Origin of the sequence: Ruminiclostridium josui JCM 17888 (assembly GCF_000526495.1) — a bacterium.
GTDB lineage: Bacteria > Bacillota > Clostridia > Acetivibrionales > DSM-1351 > Ruminiclostridium > Ruminiclostridium josui.
This window is the reverse complement of record NZ_JAGE01000001.1, coordinates 2,314,507-2,336,917: the sequence shown is the minus strand read 5'-3', so window position 1 is coordinate 2,336,917 and position 22,411 is coordinate 2,314,507. Positions and strand designations below refer to the sequence as shown.

Below are 22,411 nucleotides of genomic sequence, written 5' to 3'. Positions count from 1 at the left end.
TTTTTTCTCCTCCCGATTTATAGCAGCCTTTTCTCCGCTTCTTCAATATCAATGGAGCCGGAGTTGAGTTTCATTAATAAATCTCTTAACTCATCATCCGTCTGAACTTTATTATTTTCCGTTACCTCTGGTCCTGGTTTATTTATTTTACTGTCAATATATTTGGACATTTCGTAAACGGATACATACGTAAACACATCTGTAATATCAACTACATTAGGAAATAATTTGTCTAGCTCCTTTTTAAAGGAAGCTGCCAGTAAAGAATCCCCACCCATTTCAAAGAATTTATCATATATATTAACTTCTTCAAATTTGAGTGTTTTAGCTACCGCCTTTGCAACCTGATATTCGGTAGGTGTTATATCACCGCTGCTTTTACCTGTAACGCTTATTTTTATTTCCCCTTGATCATCTTCTTCATTACTCAAATTTTGATATTGCCTTAGCTTGTTCTCAATGCTATCTGAAAAAATAATTAAATCATCTAGAAAGTTTCTGCTATTTTGAATCATTTCGTAGTTGGGCTCACCAATAATAATTCTCTGTTGTGTGGAGCCCAGAGCAAATTCAAAAGCTTCCTGTCCCCTTGCATTATCAATAAATTTGAATAAGCTTTCCCCCTGATCAACCTTGTAATCTACTGCCATACCGGTTTCTTTCCAGCCTGTCCAATTTATTGCCAGAGTGTTCTTATTCCTTTTACTTCTTAGTTCTGCAAAGCTGTCTATATAAGAATTGGCTGCTGAATAATCGCTCTGGCCGCTTGATGTGAAAATAGATGAAATGGATGAGCACATGATAAAGAAGTCAAGCTCATCACTTTCAGTAACCTTGTCTACCATCCATGTACCATATATCTTTGGTCTTAAAACATTTTCAAACTCATCCCATGTTTTTCTCAACAAAAATCCTTTTCCGGCAACACCTGCACAATGAATTACACCATTAATTTTTCCATACTTTTCTCTTAGTAAGGATATTTCACGGTTCAGACTTTCAATGTCGGCAATATCCACGGATATGATTTCCAGTAAATTTTTATCTCCTGTAATTTCATAAATCTCCTCAAGAGAGCCAATAGTCCTGCCATCTTTTTCTGAAAGTACTTCTTGTGGAGCCTTGCTTCTGTTTAGAAGTGCTATCTTTACGTTTCTATTCATTTCAGCCAACTGCTTTGCAATAACAAGACCAACACCGCCAAGGCCTCCGGTAATTATGTATACTCCATCATTTTTGATTGAAATTTCCCTTCGTTCACTTTGAACAAGCTCAGAAAAGGCTTCAATAAACCTGGAATTTCTCCTGTATGCTGACAAAACCATATCTTCACCGTGTAGTACTTCATCCAATACCACACTGCTATCCGTTTGTTTATCAATATCAATAATTTTGAATTGGATATTATCAAATTCTCTGGAAGCTGACTTAAGCATTCCTGATAATGCTCTATTCATAGGCTTTATTTCTTCTTCATTACCACTTATGGTAATTGAATTATCTATACACGCCATAATATTTTTTACTTTGACCTGATGCTTAGCAATACTCTGCAAGAAAACAAAAGTACTTTTCATCCCCATATCAATACTGTGTTGGAGATTCTCAAGTGTATCTTCATTATTTTCTTCCAATGATGCAATGTGGAATACATAGTCAATGTGTCTATCCGAAAAAGAATCAAATACTTCTCCAAAATCCTCTTCGCAGCACCTTATTTTATAACTGTCAGTACTGAGCTTCTTGTACTCATCCGAGATAGCTACATCAATTATAGCTTTTGCATTCAAGGTTTTTATTTGCTTATAAATCCTGTTATCCTGCTGGTTTTCTCTTCTAATCATTAATATGGATTTATCGGCAAACAAACTACTATCAGCAGTTTCTATTCTTTGACTTTCAATCCACTTTACTGAGTAAAGCATTTCTCCTTTAACTCTGCTCATCTCCCTCTCATCTACCTCTTTTAAAATATAATCAAAAATCTCAGCAATAATCTCACCTTCATTTGATATTATGCAAATATCAAATATTGTAATTTCATCGCTGTTTTTTAAATTTTTTACTTTTAGATAGCTGTAAAATTCCCCTGGCAGCGGCTTGTAAAACTTTGCGTTACCATATGACAGAGGGAGGCAAAACCCACTTTTTGTAAATATATTACCAATATTAACTGCGCCATCTAATAAGGGAGGATATAAATAATAGTCATTTAATTCTTCATGGTACTCTTTTGACAGTTCAAATTTTGCAATCAATTCGGTCTCATTAAAATGAACCATCCTGTTAGTTTTCCATCTGTCTGTAACAGCAACATGTCCATTTTGCGAATGTCCTTTTGAATATACATCTAAAGTCTCCGGACATCTTTTGATAATTTCAGCTATGTCAAACTTGCGGACAACATTAGGAGAAATTTTTCTCACTTTCGCCGTTACATGGCTAATCCATGTTTTTTCAATTTCATTTACGTCAGCACTGACAATTCCTATCTCGATACAATCATTTGCATTCTTTCCTATAACCTGTATTTTTCTTTGCTCTCCTTCATTACATGAAAAAGGCATTAAGAACATCAAATCATCTATTTCAATACTATTTGTCTTAAAATACTTGCTTCCCGCCTTATGTATCATTTCCACAAATGCGGTACCAGGCAAGACATGGTTTCTTCCAATGACATGTTCCTTAAGTTCCCAGCAATTATCTACATGTACATTTTTTGAAAAAACTACAATATCCATTGAATCAACGAGACATTGATCCAAAAGAGGGTGAATTCTTTTTTCATACTCTTTTTTTGATGTGGAACTAACCACTGCAGCACGCTTTTCAGCACTTATCCAATATCGCTTATGATCAAAGGGATAGGTGGGAATGCTTAATATTTTACAGCATTGCTCTTTGTATAATATATCCCATTCAACATCTGCACCCGATACATAAAGCAAGGCCAAATCCTGTAATAATATTTTCTTCTTTTGCTGAGATTTTTCAGAAATTAAGTTATTAACAATTTCTTTAGCCTTTTTAGTATACTCAGCCTTTTGCTGAATAGTTATACTTCCTTCGTGATTATGTGGTTCACCATTGGTACTAATTTGAAATTCCCCGTAATATGTAAATGCTCTTTCTGGTTTTAAGTCGCCCACATTGTTGATTACAAGGGCCATACGGCAATTATAGTGTCCTCTTCCTACGTTTGTCGTATAGCATAAATCTCTTAAAGAGATTTCCTTATTTCTATTCACCCATTGGCAATATTTATTTAATATTTTATCAACTGTATTTCTATTCTTTGCAGATATTGTTAAAATATGGTAATTACTTTCTTTCTCACTTTCTATTACAGCAGGAGCTTCTTCCAGCACCATGTGACAATTTGTGCCGCTTATACCAAAAGAACTCACGCCGCATCTTCTAGGTGTCTGGCATCTTTCCCAGTTATCAAGTTTATCATTTATGTAAACAGGTGAATTGATAAAGTCTATCTTACGATTTCCGCTCTTAAAATGAATATTAGGCGGTATTTTCCTATTTTTAAGCATCATAACCCCATTAATGAGGCCTGCAATACCTGCTGCACAATCAAGATGCCCTACATTTGTTTTTACTGATCCAATAGCACAAAATTGGGTTCTATCTGTATATCTTTGAAAGGCCCTGGTAATTGATTCAATCTCTATTGGATCTCCCAGATTAGTAGCTGTTCCATGTGCTTCTATATATTGAAGGGTTAGAGGATTTATTTTTGCATCCTCCCATGCTGCCAGCAACACATCTGTCTGAGCCTGTGAATTAGGAGCGGTAATGCCTACAGAGGCTCCGTCCTGATTTGTTGCAGTCCCTTTTATTACTGCATGTATATTATCACCATCTTCTATCGCCTTGTACAATGGCTTTAAAAGAACTACTCCTGCTCCTTCTCCGGCTCCGGTTCCATCAGCCTCATCATCAAAGGTCTTTGTTCTTCCCGTAGAAGATGTGATTCCTATGTCATTTTCATTGCTTACAGTCCTCGGAATCAAACCGATTTTTATTCCTCCGGCAAAAGCCATATCAACTTCACCACTTCTGAGAGCTTGACAAGCGGTATGTACTGCCACTAATGAAGATGAGCACGCAGTATCTATCACTTCTGCGGGGCCTCTTAAATTGAATAAATAGCTGAATCTGCTTGCTACTACTGAATTTAAATTCCCCGCTAATGCCAAGCCCATTTTTGAAGGCGAAAGCGCTGATATCATAGAAAAGTAATTATCATTTGTATTACTGTTGCAGCCAACATAGACTCCAGTCTTTGATCCGAATAATCTATTGCCGCCATAACCCGCATCTTCGGCAGCTACCAGCATACACTCAAGAAATATCCTTTGTACCGGATCCATTAATTCTGCCTCCACAGGAGTCATATTAAACAGTCCAGCATCAAACAAATCCACATTTTTCAAATACGCCATCTCAATGAAACTGCTACTTTCTTTTCCAAAACATGTCTTAAGATACCTATCAATATCTCTCTGCCTGTCTGGCGGAAAGGTATCTATTAAGTCGTATCCATTACATATACAATCCCAGAATTCATTAACATCTTCAGCACTACCAATTTTTGCACTAATTCCTATTATTGCTATATCATTTGTTGAAATGGGTTTTTGTTGGACCAATTTATTTTGACTATTAATAGCTGATATAAAATCTTCCATATCCACATTTAAATTCATAGATATTTTTTCCTCTCCCTAGCGATAACCATACTCACATTACGCTGATTTTTTTATATCTAAATTTAAATCTTTGAGATTTTACTATAACGTTTACTCAGCCTTACAGAACATATCCATTGTGTCCGTATCCCAGAAAAATTGCTCCATTCTTGCTTTGATTTCATCCTCAGATGTACCTTTGGTCTTAAGAATCATCAATAACATATCAACAGCTTTCTTCATATCTTCAATTGATATCTCTGAATTTTCATTTTCGGCTTTTTCATTGAGTTTTTGTATTACTCTGTATGGCTCAACCACGCCTTTTTGGTATTCTTCATTATCCCAATTTTTATTAGGAGTTGCCACAGCTATACCCATAGCTCTAGAGAAAAATGGGTATTTACTAGTTAAATCTATCTCTCCCAAAGTCTTAATATCATTATCATTGTCATATGTAAATACACGAATAGAAGGTGTATTGTATAGCATCAGATTTTTAAGTACACTTCCTGCCCCTAATTCAATCCCTAATTCAACTGTTTTTCTACGTAGGTATAACATGGACTCAATCCATTGAACAGGGCTTACAATCTGCTTTACAAGATTTTCTATAATTGATTCCTTTCCTTCATAAGGTCGAGCAGTAACATTAGAAATGACTTTATATCTCACATCTTTAAATGTGTATTTCTCCAGTTCAGTCTTAAACTTATCTGCAGCCGGCTGCATTAGTGGACAATGAAATGGTGCACTTACTTGAAGCATTTTGGCTTCGGCGCCCATATTAGTCAGGATTTCAGTTACCTTCAGCACATCTTCCTTATAGCCGGATACTACAATTTGATTTCTGGAATTATAGTTGGAAACAGAGACTGAATCTTTATCTCCTGCAACCTGTTTGCACGTTAACTCAATTGACTCTTTGTCTATATTACGAATTGCAGCCATTGCACCAACATTTTCGGCAACGGCCTCCTGCATGAACTTTCCTCTTAGACGGGCTATTTTTACTGCATCTTCAAAAGCTATTGCTCCAGCACACGTCAAGGCTGATATTTCTCCCAAGCTGTGTCCTGCCATATAATCTGCCCTTGCTCCAAATTGCTCAGTAAAGGCTCTGAATGAAGCAACACTCATAGTCAATATTGCGGGCTGAAGATTTTCAGTTTTTGTAAGTTCGGTAAGCTCCCCATTGAAACATAATTTTTTCAAATCGAAATTCAGTATTTCACTTGCTTCATCAAATGTTTTTGATGCAATTTCAGAACGTTTGCATAGCTTTTCTCCCATACCTACGTATTGTGACCCTTGTCCCGGAAATAAAAATACTTTTCTTAACATATCCTATCCTTTCTTTTGCTTCAACTTACAATACTCCATTTACATAACTTAATAAGTAAATGTTTCATTAATATTAAGTTTGAAGCAGTTAATTCAGATTTATTTTTACATTTTCACTTAAGGTGAAAAAATACTAATCTGTTAACACAAAAGATTTCTGTTAATTTCAGTAAACTTATTATGTTTGAATATAAAAATTTAATTATATATTTTAACCTCGTAATATCCTATTATTAATTACTTGATGGCATAAAAATACCAATGTATAACGCGAATATTATAGCTGAAACTTAGAGTCCAATATCTATTTAATCTTTTCTGTTGAGAGAATACTTTATGCTGTTGTCTGTTATAATAATTTGTTATTAATAATTTATCACTTAAATTATATTTTGTCAATTTATGTTATAATTGTTTCTACTTTGTTGTTTTGTATTATATTTTATAATATAAAGTAAAATAGTAAAATTACTTCATCATTCCTTTTATGTAAAATAAGCTTTCTAAGTCTATTAATTTACTTATCTTCGCATTCTGGCTACTAAGACAAGCATTTTAAGTCATATACATTGTAGAGGGTGATAGTTATGGGTAAAAAAAGTAAGTCATTTCAATGCAACGTAATATCTGAGTATAAATCGTCAGGCAAACCCTTTGAGAAGCTCGTTTTGGAAAGTTTAATATTTTATTTGCTAAATACATTACCTAATAATCCCGATCTAAGAGTTTAAAAGGAGGAATGGATTTTGTTTTCATTATCTGAGAATTATGTCGAAAATAGTAATGACTTTTTCAAAGTCGGAATATATGCCCGTTTATCACGAGAAGACAAAAATTCTGAGAGCATTGAAAATCAGATACAGTTTTTAAAACCTATAGTCTTAAGTAAGCCTAACTGGAAATTGGTAGGTATTTATTATGATGACGGTGTGTCTGGCACGACTTTTGACAGACCTGGCTATAATAGACTGATTCATGATGTTGAAAACAATAGTGTCAACTTAATAATTGTAAAGGACCTGTCACGTTTAGGCAGAAACCTCTTGGAATCATTAAAGTTTTTTGAGTATTGCTCAACGAATAATGTCAGATTAATTGCCGTTAATGACAGTACCGATTCATATTGCCGAAATTTTCAGACAGACATCATGCCGGTTTTAAGAAGCTTTTTGAATGAGATTTACTCATCCGATACCTCCTCCAAAATAACAAGTATTCTTAAATCTAAAAAAGAAGAAGGCAGTTTTATAGGGGCATTTGCCCCATATGGTTATCTTAAGGATAAACATAATAAGAATTTACTTGTGGTAAATCCCGAAACCTGTGAGGTGGTTAAAAGAATATATCAAATGTATATTCAAGGTATGAGTTTTAATGGAATTGCAAAAATACTAAATCAAGAGCACATTATGTCACCAGCAAAATATAAAGAAAATACCACTTTATACAGATGTGGAAGATCAAAAAACTATCTTTGGAATCCCGAAACAATAAAGATTATACTTTCAAACCCCACTTATGCAGGTTCACTTTCCCAAGGCAAGCTTCAAAAAGTAAGCTATAAGTCAAAAAAATTCAAAAATATACCTAAAGAAAATTGGATTGTCGTTGAAAATACTCATGAACCCATTATATCAAAAGAAGATTTCGAAGCAGTTCAATGCCTTATGAGTAAGAGAAACTACCACAGAAACAATATAGTGCACCACCACTTACTGTCAGGTCTAATTTTTTGTGGAGATTGTGGGGGAACTATAACATTTTCTAAGACAGGCAGATATTTCTACACAATATGCTCCAACTATAAAAGATATAGAACATGTACAAGGCATACTTTTTCAGAGGAAATTCTCTGCAATATTATAAAAAAAGAATTAGGCACAATAGCTGAACAAATCTTGGATATTAAAACCTTAACTTCTATGGCAGAAAAGTACATTAATTCACAAATAAATGCTAAAAATCGCAGTAAATTGTCTACCAGCAAGAAGGAAATCCGAGATATTGAAAAAAGACTAACAGAAATTAAAAAGCACTTTTTCAAATTGTATCAGGACAAAAATAACGGTGTGATTACTGTAGACGAATTCAAAGACATCAATAGCATGTTATCTGAAGAAAAACATTATTTGAACACAAGGCTCAATAATCTCAAAAATAAATTTGAGTCTAAAGAAAAAATTAATCAGTCAAGTGACTCAATTAAAAAATATGTTGATGACTTTGCAAGTTTTAAATATATTGAAAGACATACCGTTGCTAAATTAATCAATAAAATAGAAATCTTTGAAGATATGACTATAAAAATTCACTATAACTTTGAAAACCCTTTTTAGTGTGCCAATGCGTACATAGCACCAGGTAATTTTGCAACAAATATCAGTGGAGGCTCCAAGTTTAATTATAATTTGGTGTGGGTTATTCTTTGGAGCAACATAATGGCAATATTTTTGCAGTCCTTGTCTGCAAAACTTGGTATTGCTACAGGATACAATCTTCCTCAGATGTGTGGCAAGGTTTTTACCAGAAAAGTAAACTGGTGCTTCTGGGTTGTAGCTGAACTTGCCGCTATTGCTACAAATCTGGCAGAATTTCTTGGATGTACTCTTGGTTTGTATCTGCTGTTTCGAATACCTATGGAAGTTGCAGGATTGATTACTGCTGTACTTACTTTTTTTATTGTATATATGGGCAAATACGGACAGAGAGTTTTGGAAGGCATTATTTCCGTTTTAGTTGCAGTCATATGCATTTCATATACCTTAGAAGTATTTCTTGCAAAGCCTGATTGGACCTCGGCAGGTCTACACGTTTTAATTCCATCACTTCCTAATGGTGAGGCAGTCATGATTGCTGTTGGTATGTTAGGGGCAACCGTTATGCCTCATGTTATATTCCTGCATTCTCAATTGGTACAGCCGAGAAACAAGGGCTTGACAGATGAGCAAAAGAAAAAGCATTTCAAGCTTGAAAGGCTGGATATTACTATTGCAATGAATATTGCCTTTATTATAAATGCATCAATGGTCATTGTTTCAGCCGCTGTTTTCTACAGAAACGGTTTGGTTGTTGAAACTATTGAGCAGGCACACCAATCACTATCACCACTTTTAGGAGCTGCCTCAAGCGGTGCTTTCGGTCTTGCACTTATTGCTTCGGGACTCTCATCCGCTGTTGTGGGCACTATGGCAGGTACTACCATCATGCAAGGTTTTGTAGGCCTTAAGATAAACGATAACGTCACAAGGCTTGTTACAATGCTTCCAGCAATGCTGATAATAATCTTGGGAATTAATCCAATGCAGGCTCTTGTGATAAGTCAGGTAGTTCTCAGCTTTATTCTCCCTGTTGCAATCATTCCTATGCTGTTAATTACTAAGAGGAAAGACCTTATGGGTTCCTTGGTAAATAAACCTGTAACAAATGTGGTAGGCTGGATTATAACTTCTGTAATCCTGGCAGCAAATGCAGTACTTTTGATTCTGACATTTACAGGTGGAGTGTAAGGTGAACCTCCCATCTTGATTGTATGTAAGATGGGAGGTTTTGCACAAATACCAATTCAAATTATAAGCAAAACTATTAAATTATACTCTTTCCTTAATCTTTTCCTTATTCTTAACTTCTTTCTTCTTATTTTCTTTGATTTTTTTAATAAGGCCATCTTTAAGCTTTTCTATCTGTTCAACCGAAAACTTTTCCTTTGAATAAATATAAAAGAATCTCTTACTGTCTGAATCTCTAATATCACCTTTCAGAAATTTATATGTAACATAATTATTTTTATCTCTGCAGGGCAGACTTCCAAATCTTATAAAAACCCGCTCCGGGTCAAAGCTTGGAGCAAAGGAATTTGAAGATGATAATATTACAAAATTAAACTCTATTTCGTTTTCATTGCAAAATTTCCATAAAAATTTAGCAGCTTCTTTAACTGCTGGCGGGGCCTTTTTTTTCAAATTAGTATATAGCTTTTTATCCAAAACAAAACTGTCATTAGTCTTCATATAATCTATTAAACCTTTAAAATATAAGAATATGTTTTCCTCGCCAGATTTTCCATCATTAAAAAGATACTTATATTCATAGTACGATTTCCAGATTGGATGTCGACGCAGACCTCTTTCATATAGCTCACTCATTAATTCATTACCTAAGCAGCATTTCTTTAAGTCAGAATTAATATCTATATCACTTAAAAGTCTGTAAGTCTTATTTTCATATTCTATTCCCTTACTGCCTAAAGCTTCTAGTGAGAAAACTTTTTCAATATACTCTTCGCCAATACATTTGTTTAAAGAATTTATACAAAATGACAGCAATTCCGAATCATAAAGTACAACGGGGTGAGAAACCATCCATAAGCTTTGTTCTATTTTAGCCCGGAATACATTGTCAATCACACTTAATGCGTTTTTACGAAAAGCCGGATAAATCCACCCATCTTTTTCTTTTATTGCAGTAACTGATTTGACAAGCCTTTCAATATCAATAGGTACATTATCAAAACCTGACATACGAGTATCTCTAGTAATATAATCCATTTTATCTACATCTACAGTTGAAGAATTTAGTAATCTGATAAAACAATTTTTTATTCCCAAAATATTTTTGTCATCACCATTTTCAAGTAAGTAGGAGTTATAATCATATGTACATCCTATAACCATTCTTGCCGCTAGCTCCAAATATACCCTGTCTTTATTAGCACCCAAAAATTCATCTGCTTTATTTATAAGAATTGTTGCACTCATTATTTCGTGTGGTGATGGTGAGCATCCTGAAAATTCCTTAATAAAATTCTCTAAGCTATCTTTACCTACGACTCTCTTGACAGCCTTAATCAAGTCTTCATAAATCGCAACTTTATTAAATTCATATTCCCTGTCCAACAATTCTTTCCGCTTAAAGAATTTCTCGGTAGTATGTGAAAATGGGGCATGTCCGATATCATGTAATAATGAAGCATAATAAAAAGTATTTTGAATCTTATCTAGTTCAATTTGAGATATACTTATGCCCAAGTCTTCCTTTATATTTATAACGAAATGCTCGGAAAATTTTCTGGCCAGATAGTATGTGCCTAAAGAGTGAATAAATCTGTCATGACGGGCGGCAGGATATAGTACACGAAAACTTCCCTGTTCTACAGATTTTAATCTTTGAAATTCTGCACTGTTAACTATTCCTGTAAACATATCATCAAGGGTTATATATCCATGTACAGAATCTCTGATAATTTTATGTGACATTAGTTTTACCTCAATAGCACTTTTTTAATGCACTTTCTAAAACCACATTAACGGTATCATTAATATCCTCAGGTATTCCGGCTGAAAAATATGTTTTTAAAGTTTCAACAAAATATTCTTTATCTTCTGGTGACTGAATTTTTTGTTTCATTCTATCGCATATCTCAATGCAATTTTCCCTTACTTGAAAAAAATCCTGATATTCATCTATTGCAGAATAAAGTTCCTTACTTGAAACACAAAGGATTGCATTGTTTTTTTTACGTATAGAGCAATCTACCTTTTTTTCTATCTCGCTAAACAATGATAATTCAATTTGCTGCAAATTATTTTGCAATAAATTAACAAAAGTAACCCCCAAAAATTGTTCAGTTTGAATATACCTGCACATATAATCACTACCTTTAGTCTTATAATTTATTATTGTGGTTATTATATTATATCATATGATGTTACCCAATTAAAATGTTTTTAAACTATTATTTACATTTAATTCCTATTGAGTTATTCAGAATATCTATAATAGCAAAAGAGTTGTTACACTATGAATAGGTTTTTCATTGGATAGCATCACCTTTTTATTCCTAAAATAGAAAAATGCGGGTCCTGCATGACCCGCAAGTATTGTATATACTGTAAGAAATCCCAATATATTTTCTCTTACTTTGCCGGAATAAAGACTACCTTTCCGTGTTCTGGTGCTGAGCCGGTATGGGACCAAACAATAACTTTTGTACCATTAGCACTCTTCTCACCGCTTGCATTGACAAGCAGCTTTTGGTTTCCATAATCTCTGATTGTACAGAAGGAAGTATATTTATTGATTCTCCACGTATGAGTAAGAGCAGCTGATTGCAACTGAGCTCCGTTCTTTGATGATGGTTGCCCTATAGCTCTTCCGTTATAGTGAATGGTGTACGCCGGCCCTCGGTCTTCAATGTAGTTCACCAGCTTTATAGCAAAGGGCTTTTCAGGTTTTTTGTCCGAAAGTTCCAGCCAGTAGGTACCATTTGCCATTACAGGATAAATATATTTACCAAGTATTTTCATATAATACTCGCCATTTGTCACGATACTACTTTTCGTTTCTTTTAACACCCTAACGTCAAAAGTATCAACCTTTTTGTCTTTATACCGTACCTCCACCGTTTTAACTCCGCTGGTTGTAAATGCTCTGCCTTGGGTCAGTTCCACTGTACCGGATGTGTAAAACTTAAGCTTTGAATTATCAATAATGCTGCGAACTCCATTTTCATCTTGATAATGTACGATAAGGCCCTTAACATCAAATCCGTCGCCTATTAAATACATCCGATTTTCCGGATACGCAACAATGTAGAATTTAGCATTTATAGGCTCTGGCTTAGGTTTAACATAGGTTGTAGTAGGCAGCTTGCCATTTATTTTTAGTCTTGAAATATTAATAGAGCCAACCTTTCCGTCTTTCACCACAAGTGTATAGTTTGTATCATCTTCTGCTCTGTTAAATACAATTCGTCCATCTGCTCCAAAGTAATCATTATAGGTGTTATAAAACAATCCTCGGCTTGATGGTTTCATAACCAAATAAGTTGAAGTGACTTGTTGCCCAATATCCATGTCAAATAGAGCATTCAAACTATTTCCTACATTAATAGGAACTGTACCACCAATATTTCCCCAACCCTCTTCTAAAAATTCCTTGGTGTTAATGGCTCCTGGTAAACTGCAGGGAGTTGTAATTTTGGAGGTATTGAAGTTGAATATGCCATACTTCCCTGTGGTATAATCCTGAATATTGTAATAACCATCCTCGCCCCATGAAATAGATTTATAGTTACATGCTAAAAGCACTTTTCCTGTTGCATCAACCATACCCCATTTCCCATTTTTCTTTACAAGTGCATAGGGTTTTGTTTTTTCTTCCCAAGATGAAACATTTATATCCTCATACTCGAATGGAAGAATTGTTTTACCACTCACATTAACAAGCCCCCACTTGTTGTTCTTCCTTATCCAAAGGGTGTCCTTAACACTGACCGTAGTACAAGCAGAACCTTTTATACTTTCAATAGAATAGGTTTTACCGGTCTTTATTGCCATAATCTTCTTCGGTGATAATATATAACCATTGGTGTCTACTAAAGTACCAGCTTCTTTACTGGTCTTGCCAAATATAATATACCCATTCACAATATCATAGGTTGCCCTGTCTGCTGTTCCAGCAATCTTGCTCCCATTGGGCTTATAAATAGGTTTTAATAAATCTGCAAGAATCACCTTATTCTCAGAATCATAGTTTAAAGATTGAGAACTTCCAAATGGAATAATTACCTTGTTGCTGAAATTAATAACACCCCATTGAGCAGCAGATTCTTTGATACCTTCGTAACCACATTTATATGTTAAAGCCAATGATAGTTCAGGGATTAACTTCATTTGGGCACCGGGGGGATACCATCCTACAGCGGAGTTACCCCAAATACCTCCATGATATTGGGCAGTTACAAGAATGCTCTTCGGACCCACGATACCGGACTCAAGGTGTGATTTATAGATTACCTCTCCCCCTGTGTCCATTTTCATGCGAATCTTTTTTGTGGAGAACTGGTCATATACCATATAGGCTCCTGCTTGTGGGTAATCTCTAGTAGTAGCTGGATTTATATTAAAAGGGTACGGTCCGCCTTTTAGCACTTCCTTGCCGCTTTTATCAATAATTTGAGCATAGACTAGTGTTCTTTTACGAGAGTCTCTATTATTTGTACACTCTTCAGTAACATTAACCACTTTTCCTGTTGGCACTAAAGCATATCCGTCATAAAAATCAAATGCCACAGCAATCCTGTTTTCACCAATATCAGGCATATAGAATCCATATATAGTACCTCCTTCGGGATCTCCTAAATTTTCATACCCGCTAGGAAGAACATACTTATTTGGCGCTACAATCTCTTTGCCTTTAGTTAAGCTCCAAAAGCCAAGGTAAGTCTTTCCGTTTGTTTTTTTTACAATACGGCATATGCCTTCAGATGGCAGTCCTACCGCATCATAATTACATGGAATGACTTCTTTTCCCTTCATATCAAGCAATCCCATTTTTCCATTCCGTGTTGCTTGAGTATATCCTCCAACAAATATGCTTTCTGTTTTTTTATTTTGGTTGGTTGATTTTGTTTCGCTGCGTTCTTTATGTAAGTAATATGCCTCTATATTATCATAGATTGGCTGTACGACGAAGGCTCCAGATTGCTCCACAAGCCCGTACTTCTTGCCGACAGATACCTTTCGCAATCCTGCATCAAAGAAACCCTTGAGTGTTTTTTGATACTCAGTGGTAGTACCAAGCCATGTAACATCTTCGTCATAGTAGTTTGCATCATTATTCGTGTCTGCCAGTGTCGTCGCAGGCAACAAAGTAAGAATCACACACAGCATGAGTAAAATACTCATAAGTCGTTTCATCATATATTATTCCTCCTATCTAATATTTGTTGGTTAATGGTAGGAAGTCCTCTATTCCATGTTAAGTTTATCAAGAATATTACCAGGAAAACTGTCTGCGGCATGAAACATGGTTTTTTTGGAGTGAAATGTATATTTTTTTACATTATATAGGAAACACATAATAAAACTGGGGTCTAAGTTGTACACAAATACCCCAGTTTTAAATTGAACTCTCTATATTTTATTTTTATTTATCCCAACTTAATTGGTATAAGGCAAATTTTCTATACTACCTAGTAAGTATTTCTTGAACACAGCAAAATCAAGTGCGTTTATTACACCATCCTTATTTAAGTCTCCTGCCTCAATATCGTTTTGTGCAGGTAAATCGTTAATTAGTCCAAGAAGATACATTTTCATCATAGCAAAGTCAGTTGCATCAATAGTATTATCTCCGTTGAGATCTCCTGCAAGTACTGTAGAGACATCTTCTTTTATAAATTTAAACCAGTTAATATTAAATAAGTATCCACTATCTCCAACAAATTTAAGATAAATATCATGTTTACCTGTTACGTCACTAACACTGCATTTTGAATCAGTGAAAATTTGCCATCCTCCTGTACTGGTAACTTTACACGTACCTACCAAAGGACCGGTAATGCTGTCAAGTCTAATCTCGATTTTCCCATCATTTTGAGCGCTAGATGTTCTTGCCACAAACTCTATTGCCCTAGAATCAAAATCCATATTTTTGTAAACTGCATAATCACCGTTTTCTATATACCCTATTGCACTTGTTCCCTCATCACATGTTACATCTTGGATACCTGACTGAGCATTATAGCTTTCTGCTTCAATCTTAGTAAAGGGATTCCTTGGGCCTGTAAACGAACCTTTTAATGTAAAGTAGATACCATATCGTCCAGTATAATGTTTGTAATAAGGCGTGAATACCAGACTATTATCACAATCTGTTTCTTTAAAAGTAAATTCCAATTTTCCAGGTGTCTGAACCAAATATTTATTAATATTACCTAGCCAGTCATCTAAACTTGCAGAGGTAGAGGAATTTATGTTTATTGTATCCCTCACATTAACAGTTTTGGTAGCTGTTGTTACATTCCATCCAACAGAAGATGTAGTCATACTTTCACTTCCCAGTCCTGCGCATAAAACTACAGGGCCATAGGTGAAGGCTGCTACACTCTGGTTGTCAGTACATCTTGAAGTCTGTACCTCGGCAGGAATGGTTAACTCTATTTTATCCTCGACTTTCCATACCCTGCTTACATCCAGATATCCGTTAACTGCTGAAACATTAACTGATGAACCATTAACCTTAACAGTTACCTTTTTACCAGTAGCAACCCAATAAGGTGATCTAAATTTTAATCTTACTTCGGAAGAAGGAGCACTGTCAATTGTAAAGGTTACAGTGTCCGATAATGGTACATCTGCCTTCTGTGTCAATGAAAGGCCTTTTTCACTCCAGTTCAAGGTAGAACTGATATACATATTTATATATAAGTCTGTACCGTTATTAAAATATATGCTGTCATTTAGCTTTGTAAAATTCTCCATGCCAGTTCCTGTACAACACCAGAAGTTATCAAATGGCTTACTGAATACTTTAAAATATCCTGTTCCCATTGGTTTAAAATATGTTGTCATTCCTGTTTCAGGATTTTGAGATGCTAAAATTTCATTTATAAATGCTCTTTCATAGAAATCTGCATATTTGACATCCCCTGTCACTTGAAATAGCTCACGGGTTAACTTTAGCATATTGTAGGAATTGCAGGTCTCATTATTTACTTCGTCACGATATTGATCAAGTTTTCCTGCTGCTCTGAAGGCTTCCCATTGACTGTTACCACCTGTAACATATGTATGATCTCTTACTACAAAATTCCAAAATTGTTGTGCTGCTGTAAGGTAAGAAGTTTCAGATGTTCCCAAGGTACGATAACGATTAATTGCACCAATAAATTTCGGTATTATAGTATTGGCATGTTTACCCGGCAACACATTATTTCCCGAAGCAATGGTATTTAGTAAAGAAGGTTCTTCAAATTTCTTGGCAGCTGCTAAATGATTACTTTTACCGGTGAGCTTGTATAATTCAAGGAGACAATCATTCATTCCCCCGTACTCTACGCTCAATACCTTAGCCTGTGTTGCAGAGTCCCACGCATTTACACGGTTGTAAATCCAGTCTCCCAATTTGCTTGCCACTGTTAACGCTGTTGGATTACCTTCTAATTGGTAAATTGAAATAAGCCCTGCCATTATTTTATGCATAGTGTACCAAGGTGCCCAGAGTGTACCTGTTGCTTTTCCTTCCACAACATTAAACTGTGCCGGTGACTCGGCATATATATATCCGTCACCCCTTTTGTTCTGACAAGCTTGTAATTCAGAAATAATTAAATCAATCCTCTTTTTAATATCTGCATTTACTGTAGAATTGGATTTAGTGTTTTTGTAGGCCTGTGCCAATGCTGACATGTAATGACCCAATGTATGTCCTTCAAGAGGTGTACTCTCCCACCCCCCATACTTACTATAACTTGTGGATAAGCCTGCGGTTTGCTTATATCCAACCAGTAGACGGTTAGGATCAATAGATTGCAGATACGAAATCTCTTTGTTAAATGCATTTACCAAATATGGATCGGTTACATTAACCTGTTCCATATCAAATGGCTGAAGTTTATCAACACTTTCCGCATACACAATTGAAGGTGTCAGAAAAGCCAATAACAGTAGTACAAGCATATAAAATATTGATGAACAAATGAACTCTTTAGGAATTTTAGACATGTTAAATCTCTCCTTCTTTTTTAATAATGTTGGAGTTTTTTAGTCAATGCCATGCATCCATTATTATATTTTTAACTTGGCCATACTAATTGGGAATATATACTGTATAGTTCAGCAAATTAATTTGTACATTACATAGCAGTGCCTTATACCACCAGTTTTCGTTTCACTGACGTAAAAAACTCTCATATACTTATTAAGTGCCTCTCCAAATTCCAATGTAAGAAAGCTACTTATCAAATATTTGATTTAGAATATAAACTTTTGATATAATTTAATAAATGAGTTATTTTATACCAAATACACTAAACTGCTACTCATTATACAGTCTTTGCTATCAACTTCCTATCACCCGGGTAGTTTTCTGCTTTAGGTGTTAGGCCTCTTTCTATAAAGCAGAAAATAAGTTGTTGCAGTCAAAGGCTTTGGAAATACCAAATTTTTTAGGATGCATTTAGCTTATATGGATGATATGAATTCCATCCCAGTAGATGCATATTTATGAATTAACTGGTATTTCTATTTAAGTGTACCAATTTGCGAATATAAATTAAATGTATTTTCTACAGAATTGGTGGTAAAAAGTCATATGACATATTATGAAATTTCACTCGAAACCCCATTGAAATACGATTTAACAGGCAAATTCCAGGCTCCTTCTCCTGAGTGGATGCATTTTACAAGGTACATGCAGAATTTTGAGCTTATTGTGGTTACGGAAGGTACGGCTTACTTACAAATAGATGAGCAGTTCTTTAATGTATGTAGGGGTGAATTTATGCTCTTTCCACCGCTATCTAAACAATCAGGATATAAAAGCAGCAGCTGTGCTTTTTATTGGTTACACTTTACATATGAGAATTCATTTCAAATATTATCTTCAGATGAAATTCCATTGGAATTTCCTATTGAAAAAATATATATTCCCAGATACGGTAAAACAACAAATCTTGAGAAGATTATAGTTCTGATGAAGCACCTTCAGGATAGTGTCAGAAGCTATCACAACAGCATTCAGAACAATTATCTGTGTACAGCCGTTCTATGCGAATTATTCTGCCAGTTCAAGGAAAGAAATTCTCCTCAGAATTCAAGTATGAAGAAAAGGCAACTGTTTAATGATATACAGGATTATATTAAATGGTATCGAAATACTGATATTAAAGTATCTGAAATAGCAGAGTATTTTGGATATAACAAGCGGTATCTATCGGAGTTTTTTAAATCATATTCCGGATATTCTCTTAAGCAGTATATAATTAAGGAAAAAATCGATTTGGCCAAATATTTGCTGTGCGAGACTAATGACAATATCAGCGACATAGCTTACAGTCTTGGTTTTAATGATAACCATATTTTCATGAAGGTATTCAAGAAAACTGTAGGACTAACGCCTACACAATACCGAAATGCCAACTCAAAAAGGTTATTATTCTATAAATAGTACAGCTTTTTTCGTAAGCATTTAGCTCAAATAAGATGGTATTCTTTTCATATTCCAGAAAATACGTTGAATGTTTTTCTCTGATAGAAAACCATTTTGAAAGTCATTAAATATCTGAAGATAATTTCATAAAACTTATAGTTTTATTCTTTGTATCTACTTTTTAACAATTTTTACAAAATAACCATCATTAGTAATATTTTGATTTATAAGAACATTTACAGCAAATGATTCCAATGCTTCAACAGCTTCTTTTCCATGGAGTTTTTGAAACATAGCAAATGTTTTTGGTTGAACATCATATAGTTGTGCATCATCTGTTCTAATTTGACCATGTGCATCTATTCCAAACATTTTTCCTGAGAAACTAAGCATATTAATTACCTCTTCATATCTATTTTATATTTCGAATTTCTTTTTTCTTATAAAAATTACTCAAAGAATCAATTGGTAAATCTTAAGATATGATTAATCATTTTCTTCTCATCTTTACTATATTAATAATTGAAATAATTAATCCCAATTTTAATGTAATAAAATAGAATGTAGCTCCATTATATCAAATTTACTTTATGATACAAGAATTATTTATATATTTCACCTTGCGTGCCAATGCTAATTCCAACCCAATTCCGTTAGTCTCACACAGAGACAATCAGGCTACATCTCTGTCATCATCAATATTGCCTATAAGCACAAAAAAAGAACCATTGGTGAATGTATTCTCCATGGTTCTTTTGTATGCGCTTGCACGCAATATTATCTCTTTGAGAACTGTGGTGCTCTTCTTGCTTTTTTGAGACCGTATTTCTTTCTTTCCTTCATTCTTGGGTCTCTTGTCAAGAATCCAGCTTTCTTCAATGCTGGTCTTAATTCTTCATCAGCCTTTAAGAGAGCTCTTGAAATACCGTGTCTGATAGCACCGGCTTGACCTGTAAATCCTCCGCCGATAACTTTGCATATAACATCAAACTTTGTAAGAGTGTCAGTGAGGGTTAATGGTTGTTTAACTATAACCTTCAAAGTTTCTAATCCAAAGTAATCATCCAATGTTCTATCGTTTATAACAATTTTTCCTTCTCCAGGAACAAGTCTTACTCTTGCAATTGATTTTTTTCTACGTCCTGTACCGTAGTAATATACCTTAGCCATTATTTTTTCCTCCCTCCATTAAATGTCCAAATCAAGTACTTCTGGTTTTTGTGCTTGATGGTTATGTTCAGATCCTCTGTAAACCTTGAGTTTTCTGTACATTTGTCTTCCAAGACTGTTCTTTGGAAGCATTCCCTTTACAGCTACTTCAATAGCTTTCTCTGGGTGTCTTTCCAGCAAGTGTTTGTACTTGATTTCCTTTAATCCGCCTGGATGAAGAGTATGGTATCTGTAAAGCTTCTGATCCAATTTCTTACCAGTTAAAAGCACTTTTTCAGCATTAAGTACTATTACATGATCTCCAGTATCAACGTGTGGAGTGAAAATTGGCTTATTTTTTCCTCTTAAAATGCTGGCGATTTCACTTGCCAATCTTCCAAGGGGCTTACCTTCTGCATCAATAATGTACCATTTTCTTTCAACTTCTTGTGGCTTTGCCATGAAAGTTTTCATTTCTTAATACAACCTCCTTAAAATCTATAACCTATTTATGTTAGCAGTTAGTTTCAGAATATTCACCAAAAGTAACCGTTTAGGACACTACAACATTTTAATATACAGAAATTTGTCTGTCAAGTAGAAAATGCGATAAATTTAATTTACCTCTCATTATCTCTCTATTTTTCTAAATATATCTCCATATCTCTTATATAATCGTTCTTCATTTCACTTTTTTTTTAGTTTTTAATAGTATATCTCCATTAGATATAATCCCTGTGCAGGGGCGGTCTTACCAGCCTTTGTCCTTTCAAGTCCTGCAATAATCCCAGGAATTTGAGACTCATGCAGCTTTCCCATTCCAACATATATTAGAGTTCCTGCTATTATTCTTACCATATTATATAGAAATCCGTTTCCGGAAACCTCTATGTAAATTATATTATCTTCTTTCCTAGATACCTCCATACTATAAATCTCTCTTACAGTACTTCTAACCTGTCCTCCAGTGGCCTGAAATGCTGCAAAATCATGTTCCCCTATGAAATATCTGGCGGCTTTTTGCATTTGCTCAATGTTAAGTTCAGGTCTTACATGACAAGACCTGTTTCTCATAATAGCTGAAGGATGTGGAGCATTATATATCATGTACCTGTATTTTTTGCCTTTTGCAGAATATCTTGCATGAAATTCATCTGAAACCTCTTCTGAATACTTAATAACTATATCATCAGGAAGCAAATTGTTTATAGCATAAGAGAATTTATCTCCAGGTATTTTTGAATCTGTAAGAAAATGTGCAACCTGTCCGTATGCATGTACTCCAACATCCGTTCTACTGCAGCCCGTAACTCCAATTTCTTCACCCAATAGCTTAGAAATCGCATTTTGAATTACTTCCTGTACTGTTTTAGCATTTTTCTGAACCTGCCAACCATGATAATTTGTACCGTCATATTCAATAGTAAGCTTAATTTTCCTCATAAATTTATCTGATTATTCCTTTTCTAAAATAACACATATTCCATTAATAATACCCACGTCATAAAAGCAACCGTTATACCTGTTACAACAACGTCACTTACTGAAAAATGAAGTTGCTTCATCCTTGTCCGTCCCTCACTGCCTCTGTAACATCTACCCTCCATTGCCGTAGCCAATTCATCAGCTCTTCTGAATGCACTAATAAATAACGGAATGAGAACAGGTATAAAACTTTTTGCACGCTCAATCATATTTCCAGAATCAAAATCTGCTCCTCTGGATGACTGTGCTTTTATAATCTTATCTGTCTCATCCAGCAGTGTGGGAATAAACCTTAAAGCTATAGTCATCATCATTGCTATTTCATGAACAGGTACTTTTATGCGCTTTAGCGGTCCTAATAGCTTTTCAATTGCATCCGTAAGAGCAATGGGTGTAGTAGTATAGGTTAACAGACTTGCTGTAATTATAAGCAGAAATAGCCTTATAGCCATCTTAATAGCTACATTAATACCCTCATATGTTATGCTTAAAAAGCCCCAACTCCAAATTTCATTTCCTTTTATTGTAAAAATGTTTATAATCCCAGCAAAAATAACAATAAATAATACCGGTTTCAGGCCTTTAATTACAAATTTAACAGGTATGTTTGAGGATATTACCGTAATAGCAGTAAATAATGTCAGTAACAAATATCCCCAGTAAGTATTTATTAAAAAAATGAATATCATCATTATAAAAGTCAAAATTATTTTTGTTCGAGGGTCAGCCTTATGCAGAAGTGAATCTCCCGGCACATACTGCCCTATGGTTATATCTTTTATCAATTGCCTATCTCC

At 34.7% G+C, this 22,411-nt stretch carries 13 protein-coding genes and 1 pseudogene; 3 read left to right on the top strand and 11 right to left on the bottom strand.

What is annotated here, in order from left to right; all coding sequences use genetic code 11:
* Positions 1-17 precede the first annotated feature (17 nt).
* Together K412_RS0110875 and fabD are read right to left on the bottom strand one after the other, a co-directional pair.
* Complete coding sequence (locus K412_RS0110875; protein ID WP_024833139.1) at positions 18-4,724, bottom strand: SDR family NAD(P)-dependent oxidoreductase; 4,707 nt, start codon at positions 4,722-4,724, stop codon at positions 18-20.
* Positions 4,725-4,817: 93 nt separating this feature from the next.
* Entirely contained in the window at positions 4,818-6,050 is a 1,233-nt protein-coding gene (fabD, locus tag K412_RS0110870) for an ACP S-malonyltransferase (RefSeq protein WP_024833138.1), read from the bottom strand.
* Positions 6,051-6,796: 746 nt separating this feature from the next.
* Between fabD and K412_RS0110865 the strand changes: the two genes are divergently transcribed.
* Positions 6,797-8,386: a recombinase family protein gene (locus tag K412_RS0110865; protein WP_024833137.1), complete on the top strand. Its 1,590-nt coding sequence runs from the start codon at positions 6,797-6,799 to the stop codon at positions 8,384-8,386.
* A gap of 9 nt (positions 8,387-8,395) precedes the next feature.
* A pseudogene (locus tag K412_RS0110860) lies at positions 8,396-9,556 on the top strand (Nramp family divalent metal transporter); the annotation flags it as partial.
* An 81-nt stretch (positions 9,557-9,637) separates the two neighbouring features.
* Here K412_RS0110860 and K412_RS0110855 read toward each other — a convergent pair.
* The 4 genes from K412_RS0110855 to K412_RS0110840 all read right to left on the bottom strand — a co-directional run bounded on the left by K412_RS0110855 (position 9,638) and on the right by K412_RS0110840 (position 17,554).
* Positions 9,638-11,302: an HD domain-containing protein gene (locus K412_RS0110855; protein WP_024833135.1), complete on the bottom strand. Its 1,665-nt coding sequence runs from the start codon at positions 11,300-11,302 to the stop codon at positions 9,638-9,640.
* A 10-nt stretch (positions 11,303-11,312) separates the two neighbouring features.
* A complete protein-coding gene (locus K412_RS0110850) occupies positions 11,313-11,693 on the bottom strand; it encodes a hypothetical protein (RefSeq protein ID WP_024833134.1) in 381 nt (126 codons plus the stop codon).
* Positions 11,694-11,962: 269 nt separating this feature from the next.
* The gene (locus K412_RS0110845) at positions 11,963-14,749 is read right to left on the bottom strand and encodes a WG repeat-containing protein (protein ID WP_024833133.1); all 2,787 of its coding nucleotides are present in this window, start codon (positions 14,747-14,749) and stop codon (positions 11,963-11,965) included.
* Positions 14,750-14,989: 240 nt separating this feature from the next.
* On the bottom strand, positions 14,990-17,554 hold the full coding sequence (locus tag K412_RS0110840; RefSeq protein WP_024833132.1) for a beta-L-arabinofuranosidase domain-containing protein: 2,565 nt from the start codon (positions 17,552-17,554) through the stop codon (positions 14,990-14,992).
* Between the two features lie 589 nt (positions 17,555-18,143).
* Between K412_RS0110840 and K412_RS0110835 the strand changes: the two genes are divergently transcribed.
* Positions 18,144-18,998, top strand: a complete 855-nt coding sequence (locus K412_RS0110835; RefSeq protein ID WP_024833131.1) for an AraC family transcriptional regulator — start codon at positions 18,144-18,146, stop codon at positions 18,996-18,998.
* A gap of 156 nt (positions 18,999-19,154) precedes the next feature.
* Here K412_RS0110835 and K412_RS0110830 read toward each other — a convergent pair whose 3' ends face one another.
* The 5 genes from K412_RS0110830 to K412_RS0110805 all read right to left on the bottom strand — a co-directional run bounded on the left by K412_RS0110830 (position 19,155) and on the right by K412_RS0110805 (position 22,399).
* The gene (locus tag K412_RS0110830; RefSeq protein ID WP_024833130.1) at positions 19,155-19,373 is read right to left on the bottom strand and encodes a hypothetical protein; all 219 of its coding nucleotides are present in this window, start codon (positions 19,371-19,373) and stop codon (positions 19,155-19,157) included.
* 384 nt (positions 19,374-19,757) lie between these two features.
* On the bottom strand, positions 19,758-20,150 hold the full coding sequence (gene rpsI / locus K412_RS0110820; RefSeq protein WP_024833129.1) for a 30S ribosomal protein S9: 393 nt from the start codon (positions 20,148-20,150) through the stop codon (positions 19,758-19,760).
* 18 nt (positions 20,151-20,168) lie between these two features.
* Positions 20,169-20,603: a 50S ribosomal protein L13 gene (rplM, locus tag K412_RS0110815; RefSeq protein ID WP_024833128.1), complete on the bottom strand. Its 435-nt coding sequence runs from the start codon at positions 20,601-20,603 to the stop codon at positions 20,169-20,171.
* 231 nt (positions 20,604-20,834) lie between these two features.
* Positions 20,835-21,572 (bottom strand): tRNA pseudouridine(38-40) synthase TruA, encoded by a 738-nt coding sequence (truA, locus tag K412_RS0110810; protein WP_024833127.1) that lies wholly within the window; start codon positions 21,570-21,572, stop codon positions 20,835-20,837.
* 23 nt (positions 21,573-21,595) lie between these two features.
* Positions 21,596-22,399: an energy-coupling factor transporter transmembrane component T family protein gene (locus K412_RS0110805; RefSeq protein ID WP_024833126.1), complete on the bottom strand. Its 804-nt coding sequence runs from the start codon at positions 22,397-22,399 to the stop codon at positions 21,596-21,598.
* Positions 22,400-22,411: the final 12 nt, after the last annotated feature.

Bases quoted from the DNA above. Each gene is read 5' to 3' on its own strand.
- K412_RS0110875 (WP_024833139.1), bottom strand. From the start codon at position 4,724: ATGAATTTAAATGTGGATATGGAAGATTTTATATCAGCTATTAATAGT.
- fabD (WP_024833138.1), bottom strand. From the start codon at position 6,050: ATGTTAAGAAAAGTATTTTTATTTCCGGGACAAGGGTCACAATACGTA.
- K412_RS0110855 (WP_024833135.1), bottom strand. From the start codon at position 11,302: ATGTCACATAAAATTATCAGAGATTCTGTACATGGATATATAACCCTT.
- K412_RS0110850 (WP_024833134.1), bottom strand. From the start codon at position 11,693: ATGTGCAGGTATATTCAAACTGAACAATTTTTGGGGGTTACTTTTGTT.
- K412_RS0110845 (WP_024833133.1), bottom strand. From the start codon at position 14,749: ATGATGAAACGACTTATGAGTATTTTACTCATGCTGTGTGTGATTCTT.
- K412_RS0110840 (WP_024833132.1), bottom strand. From the start codon at position 17,554: ATGTCTAAAATTCCTAAAGAGTTCATTTGTTCATCAATATTTTATATG.
- K412_RS0110835 (WP_024833131.1), top strand. From the start codon at position 18,144: ATGACATATTATGAAATTTCACTCGAAACCCCATTGAAATACGATTTA.
- K412_RS0110830 (WP_024833130.1), bottom strand. From the start codon at position 19,373: ATGCTTAGTTTCTCAGGAAAAATGTTTGGAATAGATGCACATGGTCAA.
- rpsI (WP_024833129.1), bottom strand. From the start codon at position 20,150: ATGGCTAAGGTATATTACTACGGTACAGGACGTAGAAAAAAATCAATT.
- rplM (WP_024833128.1), bottom strand. From the start codon at position 20,603: ATGAAAACTTTCATGGCAAAGCCACAAGAAGTTGAAAGAAAATGGTAC.
- truA (WP_024833127.1), bottom strand. From the start codon at position 21,572: ATGAGGAAAATTAAGCTTACTATTGAATATGACGGTACAAATTATCAT.